Source organism: Sabulicella flocculans, from assembly GCF_045449635.1.
In the GTDB taxonomy this organism is placed as follows: domain Bacteria; phylum Pseudomonadota; class Alphaproteobacteria; order Acetobacterales; family Acetobacteraceae; genus Roseococcus.
In genome coordinates this window covers 141496-166281 of the sequence record NZ_JBJJBR010000005.1, presented here as the reverse complement: position 1 = coordinate 166281, position 24786 = coordinate 141496, and the positions used below count along the sequence as shown (strand labels likewise).

Annotated in this window: 25 protein-coding genes, 1 tRNA gene and 1 pseudogene; 15 read left to right on the top strand and 12 right to left on the bottom strand. The window is 74.6% G+C overall.

The features are described from left to right. Positions 1-294, bottom strand: a pseudogene (locus tag ACI6QG_RS08375) (hypothetical protein); the annotation flags it as partial. A 147-nt stretch (positions 295-441) separates the two neighbouring features. On the opposite strand from ACI6QG_RS08375, the gene ACI6QG_RS08370 reads away from it, so the two are divergent. Then, the gene (locus ACI6QG_RS08370) at positions 442-2238 is read left to right on the top strand and encodes a PHA/PHB synthase family protein (RefSeq protein WP_491630721.1); all 1797 of its coding nucleotides are present in this window, start codon (positions 442-444) and stop codon (positions 2236-2238) included. A 75-nt stretch (positions 2239-2313) separates the two neighbouring features. Beyond that, positions 2314-2697: a c-type cytochrome gene (locus ACI6QG_RS08365; RefSeq protein WP_407024135.1), complete on the top strand. Its 384-nt coding sequence runs from the start codon at positions 2314-2316 to the stop codon at positions 2695-2697. Between the two features lie 24 nt (positions 2698-2721). Here the strand turns inward: ACI6QG_RS08365 and ACI6QG_RS08360 are convergent, their stop codons facing one another. The 5 genes from ACI6QG_RS08360 to ACI6QG_RS08340 all read right to left on the bottom strand — a co-directional run bounded on the left by ACI6QG_RS08360 (position 2722) and on the right by ACI6QG_RS08340 (position 6118). Further along, on the bottom strand, positions 2722-3378 hold the full coding sequence (locus ACI6QG_RS08360; RefSeq protein WP_407024134.1) for a GOLPH3/VPS74 family protein: 657 nt from the start codon (positions 3376-3378) through the stop codon (positions 2722-2724). An 83-nt stretch (positions 3379-3461) separates the two neighbouring features. Then, positions 3462-4025, bottom strand: coding sequence for a GNAT family N-acetyltransferase (locus tag ACI6QG_RS08355; RefSeq protein WP_407024133.1), 564 nt, complete (start codon positions 4023-4025; stop codon positions 3462-3464). Then, positions 4025-5323 carry an RsmB/NOP family class I SAM-dependent RNA methyltransferase gene (locus ACI6QG_RS08350; RefSeq protein ID WP_407024132.1) on the bottom strand — a complete coding sequence of 433 codons (1299 nt, stop codon included), beginning with the start codon at positions 5321-5323 and terminating at the stop codon, positions 4025-4027. The genes ACI6QG_RS08355 and ACI6QG_RS08350 overlap by 1 nt, the downstream gene beginning before the upstream one ends. Continuing rightward, on the bottom strand, positions 5320-5964 hold the full coding sequence (locus tag ACI6QG_RS08345; protein WP_407024131.1) for a haloacid dehalogenase type II: 645 nt from the start codon (positions 5962-5964) through the stop codon (positions 5320-5322). The genes ACI6QG_RS08350 and ACI6QG_RS08345 overlap by 4 nt, the downstream gene beginning before the upstream one ends. Positions 5965-6044: 80 nt before the next feature. Further along, positions 6045-6118: transfer RNA gene (locus tag ACI6QG_RS08340), tRNA-Gln, on the bottom strand. Positions 6119-6251: 133 nt separating this feature from the next. On the opposite strand from ACI6QG_RS08340, the gene ACI6QG_RS08335 reads away from it, so the two are divergent. From ACI6QG_RS08335 to guaB, 3 genes are read left to right on the top strand one after another with little or no spacing between them, the layout of a single operon-like run. Further along, entirely contained in the window at positions 6252-7259 is a 1008-nt protein-coding gene (locus ACI6QG_RS08335; RefSeq protein ID WP_407024130.1) for a Ppx/GppA phosphatase family protein, read from the top strand. A 9-nt stretch (positions 7260-7268) separates the two neighbouring features. Further along, entirely contained in the window at positions 7269-7949 is a 681-nt protein-coding gene (locus ACI6QG_RS08330; protein ID WP_407024129.1) for an RlmE family RNA methyltransferase, read from the top strand. A 35-nt stretch (positions 7950-7984) separates the two neighbouring features. Then, the gene (guaB, locus tag ACI6QG_RS08325; RefSeq protein ID WP_407024128.1) at positions 7985-9469 is read left to right on the top strand and encodes an IMP dehydrogenase; all 1485 of its coding nucleotides are present in this window, start codon (positions 7985-7987) and stop codon (positions 9467-9469) included. On the opposite strand, the gene ACI6QG_RS08320 is transcribed toward guaB, so the two are convergent. Both ACI6QG_RS08320 and ACI6QG_RS08315 read right to left on the bottom strand, forming a co-directional pair. Next, positions 9454-9747, bottom strand: a complete 294-nt coding sequence (locus ACI6QG_RS08320) for a hypothetical protein (protein WP_407024127.1) — start codon at positions 9745-9747, stop codon at positions 9454-9456. The two genes, guaB and ACI6QG_RS08320, sit on opposite strands and share 16 nt — an antisense overlap. Continuing rightward, positions 9744-10679 (bottom strand): LysR family transcriptional regulator, encoded by a 936-nt coding sequence (locus tag ACI6QG_RS08315; RefSeq protein ID WP_407024126.1) that lies wholly within the window; start codon positions 10677-10679, stop codon positions 9744-9746. Before ACI6QG_RS08315 ends, ACI6QG_RS08320 begins: the two co-directional genes overlap by 4 nt. Positions 10680-10755: 76 nt before the next feature. On the opposite strand from ACI6QG_RS08315, the gene ACI6QG_RS08310 reads away from it, so the two are divergent. The 3 genes from ACI6QG_RS08310 to mepA are packed head-to-tail and all read left to right on the top strand — an operon-like array spanning position 10756 to position 15481. Then, complete coding sequence (locus ACI6QG_RS08310; protein WP_407024125.1) at positions 10756-12270, top strand: proton-conducting transporter transmembrane domain-containing protein; 1515 nt, start codon at positions 10756-10758, stop codon at positions 12268-12270. A gap of 8 nt (positions 12271-12278) precedes the next feature. Continuing rightward, a complete protein-coding gene (locus tag ACI6QG_RS08305) occupies positions 12279-14642 on the top strand; it encodes a YbcC family protein (RefSeq protein WP_407024124.1) in 2364 nt (787 codons plus the stop codon). Positions 14643-14659: 17 nt separating this feature from the next. After that, a complete protein-coding gene (mepA, locus tag ACI6QG_RS08300; protein ID WP_407024123.1) occupies positions 14660-15481 on the top strand; it encodes a penicillin-insensitive murein endopeptidase in 822 nt (273 codons plus the stop codon). Here mepA and ACI6QG_RS08295 read toward each other — a convergent pair. Then, positions 15472-15978: a DUF1269 domain-containing protein gene (locus ACI6QG_RS08295; RefSeq protein WP_407024122.1), complete on the bottom strand. Its 507-nt coding sequence runs from the start codon at positions 15976-15978 to the stop codon at positions 15472-15474. The genes mepA and ACI6QG_RS08295 overlap by 10 nt on opposite strands. Before the next feature lie 104 nt (positions 15979-16082). Here ACI6QG_RS08295 and lgt point away from each other — a divergent pair, with 104 nt between their 5' ends. The 6 genes from lgt to purU are packed head-to-tail and all read left to right on the top strand — an operon-like array spanning position 16083 to position 21262. Continuing rightward, complete coding sequence (gene lgt, locus ACI6QG_RS08290; RefSeq protein ID WP_407024121.1) at positions 16083-16886, top strand: prolipoprotein diacylglyceryl transferase; 804 nt, start codon at positions 16083-16085, stop codon at positions 16884-16886. A gap of 7 nt (positions 16887-16893) precedes the next feature. Then, the gene (locus ACI6QG_RS08285) at positions 16894-17844 is read left to right on the top strand and encodes a class I SAM-dependent methyltransferase (protein ID WP_407024120.1); all 951 of its coding nucleotides are present in this window, start codon (positions 16894-16896) and stop codon (positions 17842-17844) included. Then, positions 17844-18572, top strand: a complete 729-nt coding sequence (gene pgeF / locus ACI6QG_RS08280; RefSeq protein WP_407024119.1) for a peptidoglycan editing factor PgeF — start codon at positions 17844-17846, stop codon at positions 18570-18572. Before ACI6QG_RS08285 ends, pgeF begins: the two co-directional genes overlap by 1 nt. After that, positions 18569-19453: a hypothetical protein gene (locus ACI6QG_RS08275; protein ID WP_407024118.1), complete on the top strand. Its 885-nt coding sequence runs from the start codon at positions 18569-18571 to the stop codon at positions 19451-19453. Before pgeF ends, ACI6QG_RS08275 begins: the two co-directional genes overlap by 4 nt. A gap of 34 nt (positions 19454-19487) precedes the next feature. Next, positions 19488-20420: a ribose-phosphate pyrophosphokinase gene (locus ACI6QG_RS08270; RefSeq protein ID WP_407024117.1), complete on the top strand. Its 933-nt coding sequence runs from the start codon at positions 19488-19490 to the stop codon at positions 20418-20420. Then, positions 20417-21262 carry a formyltetrahydrofolate deformylase gene (gene purU, locus ACI6QG_RS08265; RefSeq protein WP_407024116.1) on the top strand — a complete coding sequence of 282 codons (846 nt, stop codon included), beginning with the start codon at positions 20417-20419 and terminating at the stop codon, positions 21260-21262. Before ACI6QG_RS08270 ends, purU begins: the two co-directional genes overlap by 4 nt. Here the strand turns inward: purU and ACI6QG_RS08260 are convergent, their stop codons facing one another. Continuing rightward, a complete protein-coding gene (locus tag ACI6QG_RS08260) occupies positions 21263-21643 on the bottom strand; it encodes a VOC family protein (protein WP_407024115.1) in 381 nt (126 codons plus the stop codon). Between the two features lie 206 nt (positions 21644-21849). Here ACI6QG_RS08260 and ACI6QG_RS08255 point away from each other — a divergent pair, with 206 nt between their 5' ends. Then, positions 21850-22452 (top strand): hypothetical protein, encoded by a 603-nt coding sequence (locus tag ACI6QG_RS08255; RefSeq protein ID WP_407024114.1) that lies wholly within the window; start codon positions 21850-21852, stop codon positions 22450-22452. An 18-nt stretch (positions 22453-22470) separates the two neighbouring features. Here the strand turns inward: ACI6QG_RS08255 and ACI6QG_RS08250 are convergent, their stop codons facing one another. Together ACI6QG_RS08250 and ACI6QG_RS08245 are read right to left on the bottom strand one after the other, a co-directional pair. Continuing rightward, entirely contained in the window at positions 22471-23832 is a 1362-nt protein-coding gene (locus tag ACI6QG_RS08250; protein WP_407024113.1) for an amidohydrolase family protein, read from the bottom strand. Then, positions 23829-24785: an ABC transporter substrate-binding protein gene (locus ACI6QG_RS08245; protein ID WP_407024112.1), complete on the bottom strand. Its 957-nt coding sequence runs from the start codon at positions 24783-24785 to the stop codon at positions 23829-23831. Before ACI6QG_RS08245 ends, ACI6QG_RS08250 begins: the two co-directional genes overlap by 4 nt. Between the last annotated feature and the right edge of the window lies 1 nt (position 24786).

The window sequence follows — 24786 nt, the reverse complement described above, 5'->3', positions numbered from 1 at the left end:
AGCCATGACCGGCGCGCCGGGCACCGGCCCGTCCGGCAGGGTGGGCGCGGCCGGCGGGGCGGGCTGGGCGGCGGCGGCGCGGTCGGCCTCCAGCGCGCGGGTCAGCGCCTGGCGGGTGGTGGTGTCCGGCCGCTCCGGCGGCGGCGGCACGCTGGCCAGGCTCGGCGTCGGGCGGTCCATCCCGGGCGGCAGCAGCCGCTGGTCGGCGGCGGCGCCGGTGGCGTCGCGCAGGAAGCGCAGGGGGTCGGGGCGGGTTTCCGGCGCGCCGCAGGCGGCGAGCGCCAGGCAAGCCATCGCTTGCAGCGCCCAGGCGCGCCGCCTACCTTCGGGGCGAGGATTCCTGCGGATCGGGGCACTCATCGGCGGCGGCGGTCCCTGCGGGATGGCGCCCCTCCCTAGAGCGCCGCGGCCCGCCGCGCCAGAGAGCGAAAGGGGCGAAGCTTGAGCCAGAACGACACGGGCCCCGATGTGAAGCTGCCCGACCCCGCCCTGGTGACGCGCACCATGGCCGAGGTGGCGGAGCGCGGCCAGCGCATCGTCGCCGACTTCCTGAAGCGCCAGGCGGAGGAGAGCCCGCAGGCCGACCCGCTGAACATCGGCAACGCCTTCATGGAGATGACGGCGCGGCTGATGCAGAACCCGGCGCGGCTGGTGCAGGCGCAGATCGGCTTCTGGCAGGACTACCTGACTCTGTGGTCCAACACCGCCCGCCGCATGATGGGCGAGAGCGTGGGCCCGGTGATCGAGGAGCCCAAGGGCGACCGCCGCTTCAAGGACGACGCGTGGCGGGAGAACGAGGTCTTCGACTTCATCCGCCAGTCCTACCTGCTCTCGGCCCGCTACTTCACCAGCGCGGTGAACGCGGCCGAGGGGCTGGACCCCAAGACGGCGCAGAAGGTGGATTTCTACACCCGCCAGTTCGTGGACGCGATGAGCCCGGCGAACTTCGTGATGACCAACCCGGAGGTGCTGCGCCGCACCGCCGAGACCGGCGGCACCAACCTGCTGAAGGGCCTGAGCAACCTGCTGGGCGACCTGGAGCGCGGCAAGGGCAAGCTGCGCATCCGCATGACGGACGACACCAAGTTCAAGGTGGGCGAGAACATCGCCGTCACTCCTGGCAAGGTGGTGTTCGAAACGCCGCTGATGCAGCTGATCCAGTACGCCCCCGCCACCGAGACGGTGCTGAAGCGCCCGCTGGTGATCTTTCCGCCCTGGATCAACAAGTTCTACATCCTCGACCTGCGGCCCAAGAATTCCTTCATTCGCTGGGCGGTCGAGCAGGGCCACACCGTCTTCGTCTGCTCCTGGGTCAACCCGGACGAGGCGCTGGCCGAGAAAGGTTTCGAGGACTACATGACGGAGGGCGTGCTGGCCGCGCTGGACGCCATCGAGAAAGCCACCGGCGTGCGCGAGGTGAACGCCATCGGCTACTGCCTCGGCGGCACGCTGCTGGCCACCACCCTGGCGCACATGGCCGCCCGCAAGGACCACCGCATCAAGTCCGCCACCTACTTCGTGACGATGACCGACTTCGAGGAAGCGGGCGAGCTGGGCGTCTTCATCGACGAGGAGCAGCTGAAGGCGCTGGAGGACAAGATGAACCGCCGGGGCTTCCTCGACGGCTCGGAGATGGCGACCACCTTCAACATGCTGCGCGCCAACGACCTGATCTGGTCCTTCGTGGTGAACAACTACCTGCTGGGCCAGGACCCCTTCCCCTTCGACCTGCTCTACTGGAATGACGACAGCACCCGCATGCCCGCGCGCATGCATTCCTTCTACCTGCGCCGCATGTACCAGCAGAACGACCTGGTGAAGCCCGGCGCCATCTCCCTGCTGGGCACGCCGATCGACCTGCGCCGCATCAAGGTGCCCACCTACATGATCTCCACGCGCGAGGACCACATCGCGCCGTGGAAGAGCACCTACCGCGGCACGCAGATCTACTCCGGCCCGGTGCGCTTCGTGCTCGCCGCCTCGGGGCACATCGCGGGGGTGGTGAACCCGCCCGATTCCGGCAAGTACGGGCATTGGGTGAACGAGGACCTGCCCCCCTCGCCCGACGACTGGTTCAAGGGCGCCACCGAGATGGCGGGCTCCTGGTGGCCGGACTGGCAGCGCTGGGTGACCAAGCTGGGCGACGAGCGCGTGCCGGCCCGCGTGCCGGGCGGCGGCCAGCTGCCGGTGCTGGAGGACGCGCCCGGCCGCTACGTCCGGGTGATGGCGAGCGACTGAGCCACGCCCGCCAACCCGGCTTGCGCCCGGCACGTTCGGTCCCATGATGCCCATGACCACCAAAGGAGTCGCCGCATGCGTGCCCTGATCGCCGCCGCCACCCTGTTGCTCGCCCCCCTGGCGCCCGCCGCGGCGCAGGACGCCGATGCCGGACAGCGTGTGTTCAACCAGTGCCGGGCCTGCCACACCATCAACCAGGGCGGCCGCAACGGCGTCGGCCCGAACCTCCACGGCGTCTGGGGCCGCGAGGCGGCGAAGGTCGAGGGCTTCCGCTACTCCACCCCGATGCGCGAGCGCGCGGCGGCCGGGCTGAAGTGGGACGAGGCGACGCTGCGCGCCTACCTCGCCGACCCCAAGGCGGTGGTGCCCGGCGGCTCCATGAGCTTCGTGGGCATCCGCAACGAGCAGCAGCTGAACGACCTGATGGCCTATCTCCAGCGCGCTTCCACCGCGCAGTAGAGGCCCCTGCCCGCCCGGCGCGCCTCAGTGCGCGCCGGCGAAGGCCAGCATCATCGCGTAGACCTCCTTGGTGACGGAGGACAGCGAGCGCCCCAGCTCCTCCAGATCCGCCACCTGGTCCACCCGCGCCGCCGCGCCTTCCTGCTCGGCGGGCGAAAGGATGAGCGGCACCAGCCCCGCCGCGCGCGCCAGCCCGATCATCAGCGACTCGCGCGGCTCGGGGATGGTGTCCTCCAGCAGCACCTCGCGCAGGCGGGCGCGCACCTCCTTCACCTCGGCGGCGCCCTCGGCGCCCTTGGGATAGCGGCGGTCGGGGAAGACCCAGAGGAAGCGCCCCTCCTCCTTGCGCAGCACGCCCTTGCCGGCCAGGCTTTCCAGCACGCGCTCGCGGAAATGGGTGGCGCGGCGGCCCAGCTCGACGATCCAGTGCTTGCTGTCGCGCACCACCGGGCTGGCGGCGATCATCGCCAGCGCCTCGTCCAGCGCGTCGTCGCCGGTGGGGGCGGCGTTGGCCACCACCAGCCGCTCCATGTCGGTGTCCACCCGCCCCTGCAAGGACAATTCCATCAGCATGGCGCTGGCCAGCGCGTAGTCGCCGGCCGGCGCCGGCAGCCCGATCGGCCGCCCGGTGCGGTCATCGAGCAGGAGGAGCATGATCTCCTCCGGCATGGTCAGCTGCATCGCGGGTCCCCTGTCTCTCCTTCCCAGGGTGGAGGGCCGGCGCGGCGCCGGTCAACCCGCCCTTGCCATTGTGGGGAAGGAGGTCAGCCGCCGCGCGGGCTGGCGGCGGTGGCGGTCAGCAGGGTGTGGATGGCCTCCCACGCGTAGGCGCGCTGCGGCAGGGCCGCCCCGGCGAAGCGGATCTCCTCCCGCGCCGCCGGCCGCGCGCCCAGGCGCTCGTAGAAGAAGCGGCTGGGGTTCTGCTCCAGCACCCAGGCGAAGGCGCTCGCCGCGCCCAGGCTCGCGAGGTGGCTGGCCATGGCGCGCATCAGGCGCCGGCCGATGCCGCGCTCGCGGAAGTCGTCCAGCAGGTAGAGCGTCTCCACCTCGCCCTCGGCGATGCCGGGGCGGCGCGCCAGGCCCCCGGTCACGAAGCCCACCACGCCGCCGCCCGGGGCCTCGGCGCCGTCGGCCACCGCCAGGAAGCCGGCATGCCCACCGCGGCCCATCGCCAGCCCGTGCTGGTAGCCCGCCGCCTCCTGCGTCACCGACAGCCCAGCCAGGTAGGCATCGGGCAGGATGCCGGGATAGGTGGTCCGCCACGCCGCCACGTGCACGCGTGCCATCGCCAGCGCGTCGGACGGGCGGGCGCGGCGGATGGTCACCATCACCCGGCGCGCTCCAGCACCGCGCAGAAGAAGCCGTCCGTGCCGTGCGCCGCCGGGCTCAGCGCCAGGTGCGGGCCGTCGCAGGGCGGCGCGCCGGGCAGGCCGGCCTCCGCCCAGGCGCGCGACAGCGGCACGGCCTGGAAGGCCGGATTCGCGGCAAGGAAGCGCTCCACCTGGTCCTCGTCCTCCTCGGGCAACAGCGAGCATGTGGCGTAGGCCAGCCTACCGCCGGGCCGCACCAGCTGCGCCGAGATGGACAGAATTTCACCTTGCTTGGCCACCAGCTCCGCCAGGTCGGCGCCGGTGGTGCGGACCCGCGCGTCGGGATTACGGCGCCAGGTGCCGGTGCCGGTGCAGGGCGCGTCCACCAGCACGCGGTCGAACTGCCCGGCGCGCCGCTTGGCCCAGCGATCCCCGGGCGAGAGCAGGTGCGTCTCGGCGTTGTGCACGCCGGCGCGGCGCAGGCGCTTGTCCGCCCCGGCCAGCCGGGCGGCCGAGACGTCGCAGGCCACGATGCGCCCGCGATTGTCCATGCTCGCCGCCATCGCCAAGGTCTTCCCTGCCGCACCGGCGCAGTAATCCGCCACCCGCATGCCCGGTTGCGCCCCCACCAGGGCGGCGATCAGCTGGCTGCCCTCGTCCTGCACCTCCACGGCGCCGTCCTTGAACAACGGGTGCGCCGCCACGGAGGTGCGCGGCGGCAGCCGCACCCCCCAGGGCGAGAACCGGGTGGCCTCGGCCGGCGCACCCAGCCCGGCCAGCACGGCGGCGCGGGTGGCCTTCAGGGCGTTGGCGCGCAGGTCCAGCGGCGCCACGCCCTCCAGCGCCGCGGCCTCGGCCGCCAGCGCCTCGCCGAAGCGGCGGCGCAGCCCGGGCAGCGCCCATTCGGGCAGGTTCAGCCGCGGGCCCTCGGGCATGGCGGGGTCGGCCAGCGGGCGGCCTTCAAGGGCGCGGGCGGCGGCGGCCTCGGCCGGGCTGGCGGCCTCGGGGCCGAAGCGGCCGCCGGCGAAGGCGCGCAGCGCGGCGGCGGCCGGCACCTTCTGTCCCAGCACCATCTGCGCCAGCACCAGCAGCCGCGGGGTGGCCGGCGCACCAACCGCGGCCAGGTGCCATTCCAAGCGCAGGCGCTGGCGCAGCGCGCCCCAGGCCAGGTCGCTCACCGCCCGCCGGTCGCCGCCACCGATGAAGCGGCGGGCGCGGAAGAACTCGGCGGCGATGGCGTCGGCCGGGCGGCGGGGCTGCGCCGCCACCCCCTCCAGCAACGCGATGGCGGCGGCGATGCGCGCCTCGGGCGTCATGGCAGCGCCTCCAGCGAGGCGATGGGCGTCGCGATGCCGTCCAGCCCGTACTCCACCGGCCCGCCCGTCCGGTTCAGCCAGAAGGCGCGGAAGCCGAAGCGCGCCGCCCCAAAGGCGTCCCACGCATTGGCGGAGACGAAGGCGATGTCCTGCGGAGCCGCCCCCAGGCGGGATGCCGCCATGGCGTAGACCTCCGGATGCGGCTTGTAGCGGCGCAGGCCATGCACGCTCATCACCTCCTCCAGGGCCAGCCCGGCGGAGGCCAGCCCCGCCGCCAGCATCGCCGGCTCGCCATTGGACAGGATGGCGGCGCCCCGCCCGGCCGCACGCAGCCGCGCCAGGGTCGGCGCGGCGTCGGGGAAGGCGTCCAGGCGGCGATAGGCGTCGAGCAGCGCCTCCTCCAGCGCAGCGTCGCGCAGGCCGTGGCTGTCCAGCGCGAAGCGCAGGGCGCGCGCGGTCAGCACGGCGAAATCCTCGTAGGCGCCGGTGGCGGACAGCACCCAGGAGTATTCCAGTTGCTTCTGCCGCCACAGGGCGGAGATGGCCGGCGCGGCCCCGCCCAGCCGCGGCGCATGGCGCGCCACGGCGGAATGCACGTCCAGCAGCGTGCCATAGGCGTCGAAGACGACATGTCGGGTCATCGGTGCATCCTGCCCCGGAAGCGCCGGCACGCCCACCGGGTGCCAGGGCTTGGGGATGCTCGCTCGGGAAGGAAGGGGATTGGCTGGGGGACCTGGATTCGAACCAAGGCTGCCCGGGTCAGAGCCGGGAGTTCTACCGCTAAACTATCCCCCAGCACGGGATCGCTTCGCGCGGTCGCGGGCCACATAGCGCGGCCGCCCCCGCGCCGCAACCCCCGGCCATTTCCGGCTTGCGCGCCGCCCCGCCATGCCCGACCATCGCGCCCGGTCAGACACCCTGGAACCACATGCGCGCCCCCGCCCTCCTCGACTCCCGGAGCGGGGCCGAGGACGGTGCGCTCTTCGCCGCCCTCGACCTCGGCACCAACAACTGCCGGCTGCTGGTCGGCGTTCCCGCCCGCGGCGGCTTCCGCGTGGTGGACAGCTTCTCGCGCATCGTCCGCCTGGGCGAGGGGCTGGCGCGCACCGGCGCGCTGTCCGACGCCGCGATGGACCGCACGCTGGAGGCCATGGCCGCCTGCGCCGAGCGCCTGACCCGCCGCCGCGTGCGCCACTTCGCCGCCGTGGCCACCGAGGCCTGCCGCCGCGCCTCCAACGGCGCCCCCTTCCTGGCCCGCGTCGCCGCCGAGACCGGCCTGCGCCCCCGCGTCATCACCCCGCGCGAGGAAGCCGAGCTGGCGATGGAATCCTGCGCCCCGCTGCTGGCCCCGGGCGACCGCCGCGCCATCCTGTTCGACATCGGTGGCGGCTCGACCGAGATCGCCTGGATCCGCGCCGGCCGCGCGCCGGAGCTGATCGGCTACGCCTCCATCCCCTACGGCGTCGTCACCCTGGCCGAGCGCGCGGGCGCCGATTGCTACTCGCCCGAAGGCTTCCTGGAGGTGGCGGACGAGGTGACGGAGCGCCTGGCCGCCTTCGACCGCCTGCACTGCATCCGCCAGGAGGTGGCGCGCGGCGGCGTGCGGCTGATCGGCACCTCCGGCACCGTCACCACCCTGGCCGGCGTGGTGCTGGACCTGCCGCGCTACCGCCGCCAGTTCGTGGACGGGATCGAGCTGCCGGGCCACGCGGCCGACACCGCGCTGGCCCGCCTGTTCTGCATGGGCCGCGACGGCCTCTCCCTGCACCCCTGCGTCGGCCCGGAACGGGCGGATTTCGTGCTGCCGGGCTGCGCCGTCTACGCCGCCATCCGCCGCCTCTGGCCGGTGGAATCGCTCACCGTGGCCGACCGCGGCCTGCGCGAGGGGATGCTCATGCGCCTGATGCGGGGTGACGGGCGGCGCCGGGCTCACTAAGTCCCCCCGATGGCCGAGCGCAACCTCCACGTGAACGTCAAGACGGCGAAGGCGCGCTCCAACGCCTCCGCCCGCTGGCTGGCGCGCCAGCTCAACGACCCCTACGTCAAGCGCGCCAAGGCCGAGGGCTGGCGCTCGCGCGCCGCCTTCAAGCTGCTGGAGCTGGACGCCAAGTTCCACCTGCTGAAGTCCGGCCAGCGCGTGGTTGACCTGGGCGCCGCCCCCGGCGGCTGGACGCAGGTGGCGCTGAGGGTGGCGGGCGAGCGCGGCCGCGTGGTCGGCCTGGACCTGCTGGAGATGGACCCCATCCCCGGCGCCACCCTGCTGCAGGGCGACTTCACCGAGGAAGCGGCGGAGCGCGCGGTGCTGGACGCCCTGGGCGGCCCGGCCGACCTCGTGCTGTCGGACATGGCGCCCAACACCACCGGCCACGGCGCCACCGACCACCTGCGCATCACCGCCCTGGCCGAGCTGGCGCTGGACTTCGCGGAACGCACCCTGGCCCCCGGCGGCGCCTTCTGCACCAAGCTGTTCGCCGGCGGCGCCGAGCGCGGCATGCTGGCGCGCATGAAGGCCGGCTTCGCCAAGGTGGCGCACGCCAAGCCGCCGGCCAGCCGCAAGGGCTCCTCCGAGCTCTACGTGGTCGCCATGGGGTTCCGAGGGATGGACGCGCTGCCGCCCCGGGCGTAGGAAGGCGCGCCAAGGCATCCCGAGACCGCACCGCCATGGCCACCCCCGCCGTCGAACCCATCCGCATCGCCGAGGCCTACGCCTTCGACGACGTGCTGATGCTGCCCGCCTACTCGCAGGTCCTCCCCTCCCAGGCCGACACCCGCACCCGGCTGACGCGCGAGATCGCGCTGAACATCCCCCTCGTCTCGGCGGCGATGGACACGGTGACGGAAGCGCCCATGGCCATCGCCATGGCCCAGCGCGGCGGCATCGGCGTCATCCACAAGAACCTGTCCGCCGAGGAGCAGGCCGAGCAGGTGCGCCAGGTCAAGCGCTTCGAGTCCGGCATGGTGGTGAACCCGGTGATGGTCCACCCGGACCAGACCCTGGCCGACGTGCTGGCGCTGAAGCAGCGCCACCGCATCAGCGGCTTCCCGGTGGTCGAGCCCGGCACCAACCGCCTGGTCGGCATCATCACCTCGCGCGACCTGCGCTTCGCCACCGACCCCTCGCTGCGCGTCTACGAGCTGATGACGCGCGAGAACCTGGTGACCGCACGCGAGGGCGTGACGGCCGAGCAGGCCCGCGCCCTGCTGCACCGCCGCCGCATCGAGAAGCTGCTGGTGGTGGACGAGCAGAACCGCTGCGTCGGCCTGGTGACCGTGAAGGACATGGAGAAGAGCGAGGCCTTCCCCGCCGCGGTGAAGGACGCCATGGGCCGGCTGCGCGTCGCCGCCGCCACCGGCGTGGGCGAGGACGGGCTGAAGCGCGCCGAGGCACTGGTGGCCGCCGAGGTGGACGTGGTGGTGGTGGACACCGCGCATGGCCACAGCCAGGGCGTGATGCAGGCCATCGAGCGCATCAAGCGCCTGAGCAACACCGTGCAGGTCATCGCCGGCAACGTCGCCACGCCCGAGGCCGTGCTGGCCCTGGCCGAAGCCGGGGCGGACGCGGTGAAGATCGGCATCGGCCCGGGCTCCATCTGCACCACGCGCATCGTCGCCGGGGTGGGCGTGCCGCAGCTGACGGCGGTGATGGAGGGCGCGGCGGCGGCGCGCGAATCCGGCGTGCCCTGCATCGCCGACGGCGGCATCCGCAACTCGGGCGACATCGCCAAGGCGCTGGCGGCCGGCGCCTCCGCGGTGATGATGGGCTCCCTGTTCGCCGGCACCGACGAGGCGCCGGGCGAAACCTTCCTCTACCAGGGCCGCTCCTACAAATCCTACCGCGGCATGGGCTCGCTGGGCGCCATGGCGCGCGGCTCGGCCGACCGCTACTTCCAGGCCGACATCCAGGACCAGATGAAGCTGGTGCCCGAGGGGGTGGAGGGCCGCGTGGGCTACAAGGGCCCGGTCGGCGCGGTCATCCACCAGATGGTGGGCGGGCTGAAGGCGGCGATGGGCTACACCGGCTCCGCCACCATCGCCGACCTGCAGGCCAATGCCCGCTTCCGCCGCATCACCAACGCCGGCCTGCGCGAGAGCCACGTCCACGACGTGAGCATCACGCGCGAGGCGCCGAACTACCGGGCCGAATAGCCCCAACCGCCATGGCCGCGCTGCGCGTCCCGCAGCCCGGCCTCGTAGGCCCGGCGCGCCTCGATCTCGCGCTGCTGGCGCCAGTATTCGCGGCGCATCTCGCGGCGCTCCATGCGCCGCTCCCACTCCGCGCGTTCCCATTCCCCGTGCTGCCAGTCGCCCGGCTGCTGCCAGCCCCAGCCGGGCGGCCTGGGCGCCTCCCAGCCCCAGCCCTGCGCCTGCGCGGCGCCCGAGAGGGACAGCGCCGCGGCGGCGGCCAGCGCGATGCGTCGGATCATGTCACCGGGCCTCCTGCGCCCTTGCCGCGCATGCTGCGCGCCGAGGATGGCGCCGCCGGGGCGTCCTTCGCCGCAATCCCGCCACCGAGCATCTCCGCCACCAGCGGGTTGGGGAAGCGCCGGCGCGGGGTGACGGCGTAGAAGCCCTCGCGCAGGCCGGGCACCTTGGCGCGCTCGGCCAGCAGCCCGGCGCGCAGCTCGTCCTGCACCACGATGGGCGGCACCAGGGCGATGCCGTGCCCCTCGCGCGCCAGCAGGCGCAGCAGGGCCATGTCGTCCACCTCCGCCACCACGCGCGGGCGCACCCCGGCCTGGTCCAGCCACAGCTCGAAGCCCTGGCGCACGGCGCTGTCCGGGCCGGGCAGCAGCAGCGGCACCCCGGCCAGCCCGTGCGGCAGCCGCAGCCGCTTGCCGGGGCGGCCGACCAGCGCCAGCGGCTGCTCGGCCAGCAGGGTGTTGGTGCGCCCGGCCTCCGCCACCGGGGCGTTGGTCAGCACCAGGTCCAGCGCCAGCGCGTCCAGCAGCGCCAGCATCTCCCGCAGCGTGCCGGAACGCAGGGCCAACTCCACGTCGCCCCGCCCCGCGAAGGGGCGCAGCACGCCCAGCACGAAGTTGCGCGACAGCGTGGCCACCGCGCCCACCCGCAGGATGCGGCGCTGCGCCGTGCCCTGGCCGCGCAGCACGTCCAGCAGCTCGCCCCCGGTGCGGAAGATGGTCTCGGCGTGGTCCAGCGCGATGCGCCCTGCCTCCGTCAGCTCCATCCGGCGCGACCGGCGCTCGAACAGGGGCTGGCCCAGCTCCGCCTCCAGCGCCCGCAGCGCGGCCGAAAGGGCGGAGGGCGCGACGTGCAGCACCGCCGCCGCCCGCGTCAGCCCGCCCTCGCGCGCGATGGTCCAGAAATGGCGCAGGTGGTGGTAGTTCAGGCTGGGCATGCTTCGGATTCCGCGAACGGTCGGTTGCAATCTTTGTCATTCCGCGAAGCATCACGAAAGGGTAACAGCCCGGCCCATGCTCGACCTGCTGCCCTGGTTCGCCGCCCTGGCCCCGCTTTCCCTGCTGCTGCCCGCCCTGGTGCCCGAGGCCCTGGCCGACCGCCACGCCGCCCGGCTGCGCCAGTGGGCGCTGGTGGCGGCGCTGGCCGCCTTCGCGGTGGCGGCGCTGACCGTGGCCACCCTGCTGGCCGGCGGCCGCGCCGTGCCCGGCCCGGTGGTGACGCTGGACGCCGTCTCGGCGCCGATGTTCCTGCTGGTATCGGGCATCGGGGCGGTGGTGCTGGCTTATTCCCGCCGCTACCTGGATGGCGAGCCGCGCCAGGGCACCTTCGTGAAGTGGCTGTCGCTGGCGCTGTTCTGCACCCTGGCGCTGGTGCTCTCGGGCAACTTGGTGCTGCTGGTGCTGGCCTTCATCGGCACCGGCTGGGCGCTGGAGCGGCTGTTCCTGTTCTATCCGGGCCGTCCGGGCGCGGTGCTGGCGGCGCGCAAGCACCAGCTGGCCGCGCGCGGCGCCGATCTCTGCCTGGTGCTGGCCGCCCTGGCGCTGTGGGCCTGCCTGGACGCGGCCACCATCCCCGGCATCCGCGCCGCGCTGACCCCCCCGCCGGCCGAGGCGCCCTGGCTGCTGCACGCCGCCGCCCTGGGTCTGGCGCTGGCCGCGCTGCTGAAATCGGCCCAGTTCCCCGCCCATGCCTGGCTGACCGAGGTGATGGAGACGCCCACCCCCGTCTCCGCCCTGCTGCACGCGGGCATCATCAACGCCGGCGGCTTCCTGCTGGTGCGCCTGGCCGACGTGGTGGCGCTCTCGGCCGGGGCGCTGGACCTGCTGCTGCTGGTGGGCGCCTTCACCGCCATGTTCGGCGCGGCGGTGATGCTGACGCAGACCAGCGTCAAGGTGAACTTGGCCTGGAGCACCATCGCCCAGATGGGCTTCATGGTGATGCAGGTGGGGCTGGGCGCCTTCGCCGCCGCGCTGCTGCACATCGTGGCGCACGGCATCTACAAGGCGCACGCCTTCCTGGCCGCCGGCGGCGTGGCCCAGGGCCCCCGCCCCGGCACGCCGGACCCGCTGCCGCTGCGCGTGGTCATCCCCGCGCTGGCCGGGGCGGTGCTGCTGACGCTCACCACCGGCGCGGCCCTTGGCATGCCCGCCACCACCGACCCCGGCCCCGCCGTGCTGGGCGCGGTGCTGGTGATGGCGCTGGTGCCCACCCTGGCCGGGGCGGCGATGTCGGGCGGCGCGGCGGGCTTCCGCGCGCTGCTGATCGCCACCGCCGTCGCGGTTGCCTGGTTCGGCCTGCAGGCGCTGGCGGCGCGGCTGTTCGGCCCCGCCCTGCCCCTGCACGCGGTGGAGCGCTCCATCCTCGCGCCCCTGCTTTCCGTGCTCGCGGTGCTGTCCTTCGCGGCGCTGCTGGTGCTGAACGTGGCGCGCCGCGCCCGCACGCCCTCGCGCCGGGTCGCCGCGCTCTACGTGCACCTGCACCACGGCTTCTACGTGAACGCCCTGCTGAACCGCTGGCTGGCGAAGTGAGCGCGACGATGCCCGACATGACCCACGCCCTGCCCCCCGCCGCGCTGGACGCCGTGCTGGACCGCGTCGCGTCCCTGGTCGCGCCGCTGTGGCCGCTGCGGGACTTCGTGGCGGTGAACCCCTTCCTGGGCCTCGCCGGCCTGCCCTTCGCCGAGGCCGCCGCCACCCTGCGCACCCTGCAAGGGACGGAGCTGCTGCCCCCGCGCGCCTTCGCCCGCGCCGCCCTGGCCGAGGGCCGGCTGGGCGCCGCCGACCTCGCGGAAGCCGGCGCCGACCCCGCCCTGCTGCACGAAACCCGCCCCTCCCCCACGCCCGAGCCCCTTCTGGTGACGGACGTGCTGGACGCCACCCTGGGCACCGCCTGGGGCGCCTTCGCGCTGGAGGAGATCTCCCGCTGGGCCGCCGCCTGGGCCGACGAGGGCCAAGCCGCCTGGGCGATGCCCTGGCGCGACCTGCCGCTGCACGCCGCCTGGCGCGCCGCCATGCGCCACGACCGCGCCGCCGAGGTCGCCGGGCTGCGCGGCTTCCGCGCCGCGCTGCGCGCCCTGCCCGCCGCGCCGCGCGACTGCATCGCCGCCTGCCTGGCGCAGCTCGGGCTCGATGCCGCGGCCGCCGGGCCCTACCTGCACCGGGCCCTGCTTTCCGTGTCCGGCTGGGCCGCCCTGCTGCGCCAGCGCGGCTGGCCCGCCGCCACCGACGAGGTGCTGGAGCTGCTGGCGGTGCGCGTGGCCTGGGACGCCACGCTGCACGCGCTGCACGAGGCGCCGGCCTTCCGCGCCGCCTGGGCCGCCCGCCTCGCCGCCCCGCCCCGCCCGCAGCCCGACATGTCCGGCGACCTGGCGCTGCTGGAGGCGATGGAGGCCGCCCATCGCCGCCGCCTCGCCGCCGCCCTGGCCGCCCCCGCCCCCGCCCGCCCGGCGCCGGAGGCCCAGGCCATCTTCTGCATCGACGTGCGCTCCGAGCCGTTCCGCCGCGCGCTGGAGGAGGTGGCCCCGGCAGTGGAGACGCTGGGCTTCGCCGGCTTCTTCGGCGTCGCGCTGGACTGGATGCCCTTCGGCGAGGACCGCGCGGTCCTGCAGGCGCCCGTCCTGCTCCAGCCCTCGCTGCTGGTGTGCGAGGGCGTGGCCGGCGCCGGCCCGGCAGGCACCGAGCGCGCGCTGGCGGCGCATGGCCTGCGCCGCAAGGTGCGCGACACCTGGGACAATTTGCGCGCCTCCGCCGTCTCCTGCTTCGCCTACGTGGAGACGGCGGGCTTCGCCGCCGCGGCCGGGCTGCTGCGCGGCGCGCTGAACCGCCCGGCGGAGGAAGCGCCGCTGGCCCGCCTGCTGCCCGCCATCGCCCCCGGCGAGTGGCGCGGCCGCCCCGCCGGCCTCTCCACCGAGGGCCGCATCGCCGCCGCCGAATCCATGCTGCGCGCCATGTCCTTCACGGGCGGCTTCGGCGGGCTGGTGCTGCTGGTGGGCCACGGGGCGCGCACGGTGAACAACCCGCACGCCGCCGGGCTGGATTGCGGCGCCTGCGGCGGCCATTCGGGCGAGCGCAACGCCCGCGTCGCCGCCGCCATCCTGAACGACCCGCTGGTGCGCGAGGGGCTGCGCGCGCGCGGCATCGCCGTGCCCGCCGACACCTGGTTCCTCGCCGCCCTGCACGAGACGGTGACCGACACGGTGCGCATCCTGGACGCCGAGCGCATCCCCCCCTCGCAGCAAGCCCTGCTGGACCGGCTGAGCGACCGGCTGGAGGAGGCCGGCCGGCTGGCCCGCGACCGCCGCGCCCCCGGCCTGGGCATCCCCGAGGAGGCCGACCCGCACGCCGACCTCGCCCGCCGCAGCCGCGACTGGTCGGAGGTGCGGCCGGAATGGGCGCTGGCCGGCAACGCCGCCTTCGTCGCCGCCCCGCGCGCCCGCACCCTGGGGGCGGACCTGCAGGGGCGCGCCTTCCTGCATTCCTACGACTGGCGGGCGGACCAGGGCTTCGGCACGCTGGAACTCATCCTCACCGCGCCGCTGGTCGTCGCCTCCTGGATCAACCTGCAATACTTCGCCTCCACGGTGGACAACGCCGCCTGGGGCTCGGGCAACAAGGCGCTGCACAACGTCGCCGCCCGGCTGGGCGTGCTGGAGGGGGTGGGTGGCGACCTGCGCGCCGGCCTGCCCTGGCAATCCGTGCACGACGGCACCCGCTTCCGCCACGAGCCGCTGCGCCTGCAGGCGGTGGTGGAGGCGCCGGAGGCCGAGATGGACCGCGTCATCGCCCGACACCCCCACCTGCGGGACCTGGTGGAGAATGGCTGGCTGCGGCTGCACTCGATGGAGGATTCGGGCGCGCTGCGCCTGCGCCACGCGGCGGGCGACTGGCGCCCCCTCGGCTGAGGGTCCATCCTGGGCGGGTGCTGCGCCCCCTGCTCCTCGCCATGGCCCTGGCCGCGCCCGCCGCGGCGCAGCCCGCCCAGCCCTGGGCCGCCGTGCCCGGACCGTCGGCAGGGCCGGCGCGCTCGGTCGGCGGCGCCGCCCTGGGCTGCCTGGCCGGCGCCGCGCAGCTGCCGCCGGAAGGGCCGGGCTGGCAGGCGGTGCGCCTGTCGCGCAACCGCCACTGGGCGCACCCGGACACGGTGCGCTGGGTGCAGGGCTTCGCCGCCCGCGCCCGCGCCGCCGGCCTGCCCGACATCCTGGTGGGCGACATGTCGCAGCCGCGCGGCGGGCCGATGCCCTACGGCCACGCCTCGCACCAGACCGGGCTGGACGTGGACATCTGGCTGGACGCCACGCCCGGCCGCGGCCCGCTGTCGCGCGCCCAGCGCGAGGACTGGCCGGTCGCCTCCCTGGTGCTGCCCGACCAGTCGGGGCTGGACCCCGCGCGCTTCACCCCGGCGCACGAGCGCCTGATCCGCCTCGCGGCCGAGGCGCCGGGGGTGGACCGCGTGCTGGTGAACCACGGCATCAAGCGCGGCCTGTGCGCCCGCCACCCCGGCGCGCCCTGGCTGCGCAAGCTGCGCCCCTGGCGCGGCCACGACAGCCACATGCACGTGCGCCTGCCCTGCCCCGCCGGCAGCCCGGACTGCCTGCCCGCCCCGCCCATCCCGGCGGGGGATGGCTGCGACGGCAGCCTGGACTGGTGGCTGACGAAGGAGGCCCGCCGCCCCGCCGCCCGCCCGCCCGGCCCGCCGCCGCGCCTGCCGGCGGCCTGCGCGTCGCTGCTGCGTCAGCCCTGAGGGGCGGCGGTCGCGGCGGCGGCCAGGGCCTGCTTCAGCCGGTATTCCTGCTCGTCCGTCAGGTTGGTGCGCAGGATGGTGCCGCCCAGCTTCGCCATCTCCGGCACCACCTTGTCGGCCGTCACCTTGCGCACCAGCACGCACAGCGCCGCCTGGCCGGGCGCCAGCGCCTCCGCGGTGGACTTCATGAAGTCGTCCTTGATGCCGATGTCGGTCATCCAGCCCGACAGCGCGCCCGCACCGGCGCCCACGGCGGCGCCCAGCAGCGGGTTCAGGAACAGCATCCCCACCAGCATGCCCCACAGCCCGCCGGAGGCCGCGCCCGCCGCCGTCATGTTCACCAGCTGGTTCAGCTTCACCGTGCCGTCATCCTGGCGCACCGCCACCACGGCGTCGCCCAGCTCGATCAGGTACTCGCCCTGCAGCTCCATGATGCGGCGGCGCGCGGCCTCGGCGGCGGCTTCGTCGGGATAGGCGATGACGACCAGGTCGGCCATGGGGTGCTCCTCGGCTTGCTTGCCCTGGCATCCTGCCCCCGGCCGGGCGCCGCTGTCACCCGCCCCCTGGCAGGGCCGGGACGCAGGGCCTACACCCTGCACGCATGATTGATCCCGTCGCCCTCCAGATCGGGCCGCTGGCCATCCGCTGGTACGCGCTGGCCTACATCGCCGGCATCGTCATCGGCTGGCGCATCGCCCGCCGGCTGGTGGAGGCCGCCCCGCGCGCCGCGACGAAGGAACAGGTGGACGACTACGTCACCTGGGCCACGCTGGGCATCATCCTGGGCGGGCGGCTGGGCTACGTGCTGTTCTACCGCCCCGGCCACTACCTCCAGCACCCGCTGGAGGCGCTGATGGTCTGGCAGGGCGGCATGTCCTTCCACGGCGGCGCGCTGGGCGTCATCCTCGCCACCTGGCTGTTCACCCGCCGCCATGGCCTGGACCCGCTGCGCTTCGGCGACCGCGTGGCGGTGGTGGTGCCCATCGGGCTGTTCTTCGGCCGCCTCGCCAACTTCGCGAACGGCGAGCTGTGGGGGCGCGCCACCGACGTCCCCTGGGCCATGGTGTTCCCGCACGACCCCACCGGGCTGCCCCGCCACCCCTCGCAGCTCTACCAGGCGGGGCTGGAGGGCATCGCGCTGTCGGCCCTGTTGTGGTTCCTGTGGTGGCGCACCGACGCGCGCGCGCGCACCGGCACCCTGACCGGCGCGCTGGTGGCGGGCTACGGCGTGGCGCGCATCATCGGCGAGTTCTTCCGCCAGCCCGACGCCAACCTGGGCTTCCTGGCCGGCGGCGCCACCATGGGCCAGCTGCTCTCGCTGCCGATGGTCGCCGCCGGGCTGTTCCTGATCCTGCGGGCGCGCCGGGGCGCGGGCGCGCCGGGGGGCCGCCGTGGAGCGGCTTGACGCCTTCATGGCCCGCGCCGCGGCCGCCTATTACGGCCAGGGCGCGGGCATCGGCGCCGACTTCACCACCGCGCCCGAGATGTCCCAGGCCTTCGGCGAGTGCCTGGGCCTGTGGTCCGCCGTGACCTGGGCGGCGATGGGACGGCCGGCGCGCGTGGTCTGGGCCGAGGCCGGGCCGGGCCGCGGCACGCTGATGCAGGACGCGCTGCGCGCCGCCCGCCAGATGGCGCCCGATTTCGCCCAGGCCGCCGAGATCCACCTGGTCGAGACATCGCCCGTGCTGCGCGCCATGCAGAAGGGCCGCCTGGGCGCCGCCGTCGCCGCCTGGCACGACCGGCTGGAGGAGCTGCCCCCCGGCCCCACCCTGCTGCTCGCCAACGAGTTCCTGGACGCCCTGCCCATCCGCCAGCTGGTCCGCCGCGCCGATGGCTGGCAGGAGCGCTGGGTGCAGGACGGCGCCTTCGTCGAGCGCCCCTCCCCCCTCGACCCCGGCCCGGCGCCGGAGGGCGAGGTGCGCGAGCTGGGCGAGGCCGCCCAGGCCGTCGCCGCCTGGTGCGCCGCCCGGGTGACCCGCCACGGCGGCGCCGCCCTGTTCCTGGACTACGGCCCGGCGCGATCCGCACCCGGCGACAGCCTGCAGGCCATGCTGGCCGGCCGCCCGGCCAGCCCGCTGGCCCCGCCCGGCAGCGTGGACCTGTCCGCCCATGTGGACTTCGCCGCCCTGGCCCGCGCCGCCGCCGGGGCGCGCGTGCACGGCCCCATCCCGCAGGGGGTGTTCCTGGCCCGGCTGGGGCTGAACGCGCGCTCCGCCCTGCTGGCCCGTGCCGCGCCCTCGCACGCGCGCGCCATCCTGTCCGCCGCGCAGCGGCTGCTGCTGCCGGAATCCATGGGCCGGCTGTTCAAGGCGATCTGCCTGGCCCACCCCGCCCTGCCCATCCCCGAAGGTTTCCGCGACTGATGGCCGAATCCCTCACCCACCCGGCGCTGGCCGGCTTCCGCCACGGCTTCTTCACCCGCCGCGGCGGCGTCTCCGCCGGCGCCTATGCCAGCCTCAACGCCGGGTTGCGCTCCGGCGACGACCCGGCGGCGGTGGAGGAGAACCGCCGCCGCATCGCCGCCGCGCTGGGCGGCGGCGCGCTGCGCGCCCTGCGCCAGGTGCACGGCGCCCACGCGGTGGACGCCACCGCCGCCTGGGAGGAACTGCCCGAAGCCGACGCCATGGCCACCGGCGCGCCGGGCATCGCGCTGGGCGTGGTCACCGCCGATTGCGCCCCGGTGCTGTTCGCCGACGCGCACGCGCGCGTGGTCGGCGCCGCCCATGCCGGCTGGCGCGGCGCGGTGGCGGGCGTGCTGGAGGCCACGGTGGCGCTGATGGAATCGCTGGGCGCCGCGCGCGGGCGCATCGCCGCCGTCATCGGCCCCTGCATCGCCCAGGCCAGCTACGAGGTGACCGGGGAGCTGCGCGAGGCGGTGGGCGACGGGCGCTTCTTCGCCCCCGGGCGGGATGCGGCGCACTGGCAGTTCGACCTGCCGGCCTATTGCGCGCACCGGCTGTCTGGCCTTGGCGCGGTGCATGTGCTGGGCCTGGACACCCTGGCCGACGAGGCGCGCTTCTTCTCGCACCGCCGCCGCACCCTGGCCGGGGGCGGGGCGCTGGGCCACCAGCTTTCGGGGATCGCGGCATGACGCGCCTGCTGCTCGCCGCCCTGCTGCTGCTGGGCGCCTGCGCCGACATCCCGCGCCCGCACCGCGGCAACCCCGGCGGCAACGCCCTGGTGCTGCGCATCCCCCTGGCGGTGCGCCTGGCGGTGCCGCCGCCGCCCGAGGCCCTGCTGGCCGACGACGCCGCCCGGCTGCTGAGCGAGGAGCTGGCCGCCGCCCTGCAGGCCGAGGACGTGCCCGCCGCCGCCACCGCCGCGCCGCTGCCGCTGGACTGGCGCCTGCTGGTGCTGGCGGAATCGCGCGGCAACACGGTGCAGCCGCGCCTGGTGATCACCGACGCCGACGGCCGCGAGCAGGGCGCGGTGGCCGCCGCCCCCGTGCCGGCGCGCGACTGGGCGGAGGGCAACCCGGCGGTGCTGCGCGCCCTGGCGCAGCAGGGCGGGCCGCGGGTGACGCAGCTGCTGCTGTCCGTCCAGTCGGCCCGCGCCGCCACCACCCCGGCGGCGCTGACCGCCGGGCCGCCGCGCCTGCGGCTGATCCCCGTCACCGGCGCGCCGGGCGACGGCAACGCCGCCCTGACCAACCGCCTGCGCGAGTTCCTGTCCAACCGCGGCTACGTGGTGCAGGAGCTGGCGGAGGGCGCCAACCACGCCGTCACCGCCCAGGTGGCGGTGGCCCCCGGCAGCCCCGGACACCAGCGGGTGGAGATCCAGTGGATCGTCTCCCGCCGCGACGGGCACGAGCTGGGCCGCGTGCTGCAGCTGAACGAGGTGCGCGCCGGCAGCCTGGACCGCTTCTGGGGCGACATCGCCTACGCCGCGGCGCAGGAGGCCGCGGGCGGGGTGGTGGAGATCATCCGCAACGCCTCCTCCGCCCCGGTTGAACCGGCGGGGGGGCGCCGCTAAACGCCTTGGCGGCAAGGACTGGGGACCGCGTGGCATGAAGATCGTCGCCTGCAACAGCAACCGCCCGCTCGCGCAGGCGGTGGCGGACATCCTCGGCACCAAGCTGACGGAGGCCAGCGTCCGCCGCTTCGCCGACATGGAGATCTTCGTGGAGATCCACGAGAACATCCGCGGCGAGGACGTGTTCGTCATCCAATCCACCTCCTACCCCGCCAACGACCACCTGATGGAGCTGCTGATCACGCTCGACGCGCTGCGCCGCTCCTCCGCGCGCCGCGTCACGGCGGTGGTTCCCTACTTCGGCTACGCGCGGCAGGACCGGAAGTCGTCGCCGCGCTCGCCCATCTCGGCCAAGCTGGTGGCCAACCTGATCACCCAGGCCGGGGCGGACCGCCTGCTGACGCTGGACCTGCACGCCGGGCAGATCCAGGGCTTCTTCGACATCCCGGTGGACAACCTCTACGCCGCGCCGATGTTCGCGCGCGACATCCAGGCCCGCTACGCCGGGCGCGACCTGATGGTGGTCTCCCCCGACGTCGGCGGCGTGGTGCGCGCGCGCGCCATCGCCTCGCGCCTGCACACCGACCTCGCCATCATCGACAAGCGGCGCCCGCGCGCCGGCGTGAGCGAGGTGATGAACGTCATCGGCGACGTCTCGGGCCGCGACTGCATCATCATCGACGACATCTGCGACAGCGGCGGCACCCATTGCAACGCCGCCGCGGCGCTGATGAAGAACGGCGCGCGCTCCGTCTCCGCCTACGTCACCCACGGGGTGCTGAGCGGCGCGGCGGTGCAGCGCATCGCCGACAGCCCGATCGAGGCCATGGTGGTGACGGATTCCATCGCGGCGACCGAGGCGGTGCAGCAGTCGCGCAACATCCGCCAGCTGCCGGTGGCGCCGCTGATCGCCGAGGCGATGCGCCGCATCTCCGAGGAAGCCTCCGTCTCCTCCCTCTTCGAATGAGCGCGCTGGTCCTCACCCTCTCCTGCCCCAACCGCCCGGGCATCGTGGCCGGCGTGGCCGGTGCCATCGCCGAGGGCGGCGGCGACATCCGCGAGGCGCAGCAATACGACGACGCCGCCACGGGCCGCTTCTTCATGCGCGTGGTCTTCGCGGCCGAAGGTGGGCCCGAGGCCTGGCAGCCCCGCCTCGCCCCGCTGGCCGAGCGCTTCGCCCTGCGCTGGGCGCTGCGCGACATGGCGGTGCCGCGCCGCGTGCTGGTGCTGGTCAGCAAGCCCGACCATTGCCTGGCCGACCTGCTGTATCGCCGCCGCATCGGCGAGCTGCCGATGGACCTCGTCGCCGTCGCCTCCAACCACCCGCGCGCCACCTTCGCCCATCACGACCTGGACGGCGTGCCCTTCCACCACCTGCCCGTCACGCCCGAGACCAAGATGGAGCAGGAGGCCGCCCTGTGGGCCCTGGTGCAGGAGACGCGGGCCGAGCTGGTGGTGCTGGCCCGCTACATGCAGGTGCTGTCCTCCGGCCTCGCCGCCAAGCTGGCGGGCCGCTGCATCAACATCCACCACTCCTTCCTGCCCGGCTTCAAGGGCGCCAGGCCCTATCACCAGGCGCATGAGCGCGGCGTGAAGCTGATCGGCGCCACGGCGCACTACGTCACCGGCGACCTCGACGAAGGCCCGATCATCGAGCAGGACGTGGAGCGCGTGACCCACCATGACGCGCCCGAGGCGCTGGTCCGCAAGGGCCGCGACATCGAGCGCCGGGTGCTGGCCCGCGCCGTCGCCTGGCACCTGGAGGACCGGGTGCTGCTGAACGGCCACAAGACGGTGGTCTTCGCCTGATCAGCCGCGCTGCAGCAGCTCCACCTGCACGCCATCGGGCGCCTGCACGAAGGCGATGCGCACGCCGGGGCGGATCTCCGTCGGCTCCAGCGTGAAGCGCACGCCCTTGGCCTTCAGCGCCGCGGCGGCCGCCTCCAGGTCATCCACGCGCAGGCCCAGGTGCTCCAGCCCCAGGAAGGGCGGCGCGGGCGGGGCGCCGGTGCCCTCCGGCACGCCCTCCAGGAAGATGGGCAGCCCGCCGAGGTCCAGCATGACGCGCAGGTTGCCCTTGGGCTGGACGGCGCGGCCGGTTTCCGTGGCGCCGAACATCTCCACGTAGAAGTGGGCGGCGGCGTCGGCATCGGTGGAGCGGAAATGCAGGTGGTCGGGGCTGTATCGCATCCGCGCAGACTAGCCGCTGCCGTGGGCTCCGCCACCCCCGGAGGCTGTCGGGAGAATTTTGCACCCGGCTTGTCGGGCGGAACATGTTTGCACGCCAAGTCATTGTTTTTACGGCTTTCACGTGCTCTGGCATGTTTATTGCAATTTCGTTCCGAGAGCGCCCCGAACCACTCCGGGCGGGGGCTCCCAAGGAACGGGAAGACGACATGATGACGCCACGCCACGCCCTCTGCGCCCTCGCCGCCGCGGCCGCCATCTCCCTCGCCGCGCCGGCCCGCGCCGACATCGTCTTCACCATCGGCAACGTGCCCCAGACGGACGAGAACGTGCTGCTCAACTCGGGCGAGACCGGCAACACGGTGTTCGGCGAGACCAACCAGACCTCCACCGTCGTGCGCTTCGATTCCACGCAGACGATCACCCTGCCGGCCAACGGCCAGGCCCGCGTCGAAGCGGACATGGGCGACCTCACCAACGTCGCCATCAGCGTGCCCGGCTTCAGCTTCACCAGCATCATCTTCAACCCGCGCTCCGGCGACGGCGACCTGGATGTGACGGTGAGCGCCTCCGACGGGGTGTTCGGCTTCTCCTACCCGCTGGGCAACGGGCAGAACTTCCTCACCATCACCGCCATCAACGGCGAGACGATCTTCTCCGTCGCGCTCAGCGCCGATGACGGCTTCGCGGACCTCCGGCAGGTTCGCATCGGCGGACTGGCCGCCATCGTGGACGTGCCGGTGCCGATGAGCCTCGCGCTGTTCGGCATGGGCCTCGCCGGCCTCGGCCTCGCGGTGCGTCGCCGGGCCTGACGGCCACGCGCGGGGGCCTCAGCGCCCCCGCCGGACGGCGGAGCGGTGCGCCGCCGAATCCGCGTGCAGCTTGACGATGGGCGCCTTCGCCACCGCCGCCTCCACCCGCGCCGCCACCTCGCGCATCAAGGACCGCCCGTCCCAGCCGACGGGCCAGCCCCGCCACAGCCGCGGCACGCCATCCACCACCACCGCCGTGATCTGGTCGCGGTTGCCGAAGCGCACCAGCTCCCACGCCAAGTCGCGCGAGGGCATGAGTTCCGGCACGTCGAGGTCCACCAGCAGGTAGTCCGCCGCCAGCCCCGGCGCGATGCGCCCGGCCACCGCGCCCATGCCGGCGGCATCGGCGGCGCCGGAGGTCGCGGCCTCCAGCCAGGTCCAGCCGGCGCCCTGCGAGAAATCGCCCTGCGCCAGCCCGTAGGCGACGCGGCTGACGGCCTCGCCCGCATCCATCAGGCGGAAGGCGTCGGCGCGGGTGGCGTCGGTGCCCAGGCCGAAGCGGATGCCCATCTCCCCCATCAGCAGGGCGGGCGCGGCGGCGTTGCCCTTCCATTGCGTCGCCACCGGGCAATAGGCCACGGCGGCGCCGGCATCGCGCAGCATGCCGAGTTCGCGCGGGGTCAGCAGGGTGGCGTGCGCCAGCAGCGCGGCCGGGTTCAGCGCGCCGGCGGCGTGGAGGTGCTCCACCGGGCGCAGGCCGCGCGCAACGATGGAGCGCTCCACCGCCACCAGGTGCTCGTTGGCGTGGGTCTGGAAGGGGGCGCCGGCCTCCAGGCACAGCGCCGCCAGCCGCGCCATCGTGGCATCGGTGCCGAGTTCCGGGATGGACACGGCCAGCGACGGCCGCACCATGCCGGACCAGCGCGCCAGATGCGCCTCGGCGCGCGCCAGCACCGGCGCGGCCTCCTGCCCGGCATCGTTGCAGATCAGCCCCAGCACGCAGCGCAGCCCGGCCTCCTGCGTGGCCCGCGCCACGATGGCCGCGCCGGTTTCGTGCCGCGTGCCGGCATCCACCACGGTGGTGAAGCCGCCGCGCAGCGCCTCCAGCGCCGCCAGCTTGGCGGAGAGGAACACCGTCTCCTCATCCAGGTGCGATTCCAGCGGCACCCAGATGCGGCGGAAGATTTCCGAGGGCTCGCCGAAGGCCAGCGCCTTGCCGAAGCCTTGCGTCAGGTGGGTGTGCGCGTCCACGAAGCCGGGCAGCAGCGCGTGGCCGGGCAGGCGCAGCGGCTCCAGCCCTTCGAAGCTGTGCAGCGGCGCCACGGCGGCGAAGCGCCCGCCCTCCACCAGCACGCCCATGCCCGCGGCGAAGGCGCCGTCCAGCCAGCAGCGGGCGGGGGCCAGCAGCAGGCGGTCGGCGGAAAGCGCCTCCGGCGTCACAGCGCCACGCGCGCGGCGTCCACCGCGTGCAGCGGCGCTTCGGCGACGACGGCGCGCATCAGCGCCACCGTGCTTTCCTGCCCGCGGGCGGCGCCGCGTTCCACCAGCCAGGCGCCCTGGCGCTGCATCAGCGACACCAGCGCCGCATCCAGCACGGTGCGGACCTGGTAGTCACCCCAGTTCTCGCGGATGGCGTCGGCGGTTTGGGCGCGGCCGGCGATGCGGCCCACCGCGGCCTGGGCGGCGGCGGTGTCGGCGGCGACCACCGCGTCGCCCCGCACCAGGGCGCGCAGCACGCGCTGCGCCGCCTCGGCATCGTTGCGCAGGAAGGCCTCGCTGCCGGCGATCAGGTAGGTGGGCTGGTAGCCGCGCACCGGGATCTCCGCCAGGTCCGCGCCCACCGCCCGCCGCGCCCCGGCGTAGAAGGAGGGGAAGGAGGCGATGGCGTCCACGTCGCCGCGCACCAGCGTGGGCACCAGGTCGGCCGGGCCGGCATTGACGATCTCGGCGGTGATGCCGGCCGCGGCCAGCTCGCCCGCCAGCATGAAGTGGGTGTTGGTGCCCACCGTCACCCCCACCTTCTTGCCGGCCAGCGAGGCGACGGTCTCGGTGATGCCCGCGCGGCGGCGGCCCATGATGCGGCTGGCGGTGTAGCGGCTCAGCACCGCCATCACGCCGAAGCGCTGGCCGCGCAGCGCGCCGACCACCGCCGGGAACTCCGTCATCAGGGCGACGTCGAGCTGCCCGCCCACCAGCGCCTCGAAGGCCTCGCGCCCGGTGGGGAAGTTGGTGACGGCGGGGTTCACGCCGGCCTCGCGGAACAGGCCGCGCTCCAGCGCCACGGCGTATTGCGGCGCCTCCGCCGCCAGCCCGCCGCCCACGCGGACGGCGCGCTCCTGCGCTTGCGGGATGGCGGGCACGGCCAGGGCCGCGAACAGGCTGCGTCGGAACATC